3 protein-coding genes and 2 pseudogenes are annotated in these 2,614 nt (G+C 40.6%); 4 read left to right on the forward strand and 1 reads right to left on the reverse strand.

Features of this window, described 5'->3' with window-relative positions:
* The 3 genes from L5M71_RS22905 to L5M71_RS22915 all read left to right on the forward strand — a co-directional run.
* Nucleotides 1-212, forward strand: a 212-nt coding sequence (locus L5M71_RS22905; protein WP_263163063.1) for a transposase, incomplete at its 5' end; no start/stop codon positions are given.
* 50 nt (nucleotides 213-262) lie between these two features.
* Nucleotides 263-730, forward strand: a complete 468-nt coding sequence (locus L5M71_RS22910; protein WP_263209975.1) for a DUF3617 domain-containing protein — start codon at nucleotides 263-265, stop codon at nucleotides 728-730.
* A gap of 384 nt (nucleotides 731-1,114) precedes the next feature.
* Nucleotides 1,115-1,555 (forward strand): hypothetical protein, encoded by a 441-nt coding sequence (locus L5M71_RS22915; RefSeq protein ID WP_131523165.1) that lies wholly within the window; start codon nucleotides 1,115-1,117, stop codon nucleotides 1,553-1,555.
* Between the two features lie 146 nt (nucleotides 1,556-1,701).
* Here the strand turns inward: L5M71_RS22915 and L5M71_RS22920 are convergent.
* Nucleotides 1,702-2,145 (reverse strand): annotated as a pseudogene (locus tag L5M71_RS22920) (transposase); the annotation flags it as partial.
* 81 nt (nucleotides 2,146-2,226) lie between these two features.
* Between L5M71_RS22920 and L5M71_RS22925 the strand changes: the two are divergent.
* A pseudogene (locus L5M71_RS22925) lies at nucleotides 2,227-2,614 on the forward strand (transposase); the annotation flags it as partial.

A 2,614-nucleotide genomic window follows, 5' to 3' on the forward strand; every position in this document is an offset into this window, starting at 1 on the left:
GGAAATCTGTTATTCCAAGGCGCCGCTATAAGAATACACCTCAAGAAAGAGTCGATTGGTGCTTATATCGGTATCGACATTTAGTGGAGAATGCTTTTGGAAGAATTAAGCACTATCGAGCAATATCAACAAGATATGACAAGCTAGCAAGAAATTACGCCAGTATGGTGTCACTGGCGTTTATGTTAATGTGGCTGCCGATGTATTGCTGAACAACATTTGTACAGCAAAGATCAACAGACCCTAATTAAAGGAATAATAAATGACCCACCTAATTACTAAAGTGATGTTAACTGGACTCATAGTGGCATCAACTCATCTTCACGCTGAAAACTATGACTTCAAACCGGGTTTATGGGAAACCACTTGGAAATCCGAAATAGTAGAAATAGACGCACCTCCTGAAATGGAGAAAATGATGCGGAGCATGGCCAAAAGGCCTGATTACACGGAAACTGAATGCATAAATGACATCGCCTCTGCATTTGATTTAGAGCCTGAAGAAAATGAAGGCGAAGAATGCCAAACTAACAGCAATTGGATCAGTGCTAACAAGATGGTGTTTGAAACATCATGCACTAGCCCTGATGGTGCATCTAAAACAGTGGGTGAAATGCGTTTCAATGGGAAAACGTTCACTTCTAAGCTTGAAGTGACAATCTCTGAAGAGTCAATGAAAATCAAGTCGAAACTCGTTGGCAATGGAAAATTTATTGGCGCTTGTGACTAAGTGCCATACAAACTCTTCAACTTGACGCATAACGGTTAGCAAGGATGTTATGAGGGCAGTTAGTAATATAGAGGGGATTTATTGGACTTTTGCTGACATTGCCAGTTGGTCTGTTTGGCTGCCGTTCTCATTTTATCGACGTCTATACAGCGCGGTGTTTTTATTCAGCTCGCTAGATAAGTCTTTTAGCTGCCTTTACTTTAGCGATAAGTAAATAGTGATAAAGATCGCGTTTTTATTTTTAGATTGAGCTACACTGCCGATTAATTAGTCAAAGGTATTTATCTTTTATATTTTAAATATTTAGCAAATTTAAATTAACCAAAAAGTTACATTTGACGGGCGATTTGAAGTAATTTGCTGCTGTGGGGAGTAAAGAGTTAAATGGGTTCTATGCTTAATGTACTACCACAACTGACATTCACTTTAGGTGATTGGGTATTGCATAAGGATATCAGGATGTCTGGGATCGAAAAACGCCGTCGCCTTCATTGGCGGGAGACAGATATGCAAAATCGTGAAATTATAGGTCGTTGGTTAGATGGGCGTCCTTTATTGGGTGACAAAATTACCCTCTATAAAGAAGACGATAAATATTTTTTAGAAACTTGGTTTAGTGATGGCTGCCATAGTTTAGATGAAGTCTATATGACGCAAACTCCTGAGGGCCATAAGCTAGAGGATGTTGGCGGTAATTTTTTCGGTGAATTCTTTATCGTGACGTCGTCGCAGCAATTACAATTTTGTAATGAGCAGGGCTGTTATTTCCAAGCAGAAAAATTAGCGGCTGATGTCGATTTTGGTCAAGGTATACGCGTCGCTTAAACGACGACAGTCGAATCCGTAAATAACGAAGGTCGCACGATAGCTAAGAGCTAAGTCGCGACCTTTTGCTTTTATGGAATTGTAGCGAGTGGAGGCTTTGTTTTCTTATTAGGTCGGCAAACAAAGACCTCTAACATGAACAAATATCAAACAACATATTCAGTTTCAGGCATACCTAGCCCTGTGAACTTGTTCAACGCTTTGATCATGACGTAAGTTTCACCTACTTGTTAGGCATTGTAAGTTCTCATGTCAATCGTCCACCGAGTAGCTGCTTGATTCGATACATGGCGGTTTCCGAGATGGAGCTGCGATAGTAACCATAGCGCTTCTTCCACTTTTTATTTGAACCATAAAGTTTCTGAAAGCTCACGGTTTAATTGCGTGAATACCCTTACTCCGCCATCACGTGGCAGGATGAGGGTAAATGTCCGTTTGCGACGGATTACTTCATGGCACTCTCGTGAATCATAGGCACTATCGCCAGAGATATTGCTGATTTTCCGGTAAGTTTGTTTGAGTAAATTAAGTATCACTTCTGCGTCAGTCAGATTTGATAAACTGAGTTCTGCGGCAATAATTTCGTAACTATGCATATTGTAGTGGCATAATGAATTTGGCCACCTAATAAGAAATGTTATGATCCTCTCATAACCCATTTAGGTGACAACATGAATAAAAGTAAACGTGCTCGATATAGCGCAGCCATTAAGCTCGAAACCGCTCAATTAGTCATAGATCAAGATTACACACAAGAAGCGGCGGCGAAAGCCATGAACGTGGGTAAATCAACGGTCAGTAAGTGGGTAACACAGCTTCAGGTTGAGCGCCAAGGGCTTGCTCCTAAAGCCTCACCCATGACACCTGAGCAAATTGAAATTAAGGCACTTAAACGTGAAATTGAACGGATTAATCTCGAAAAAGAAATCCTAAAAAAGGCTACCGCTCTATTGATGTCGGACTCGCTGAACAATTCTCGATAATCGAGAAACTCAATCAGAGCAACAAATACCCTATTTCAGTGTTATGCCATGTATTTAACGTGAACCGGAGTAGCTA

The sequence above is a fragment of the Shewanella sp. SW1 genome (assembly GCF_025653545.1).
GTDB classification, from domain to species: Bacteria; Pseudomonadota; Gammaproteobacteria; order Enterobacterales; family Shewanellaceae; genus Shewanella; species Shewanella oncorhynchi.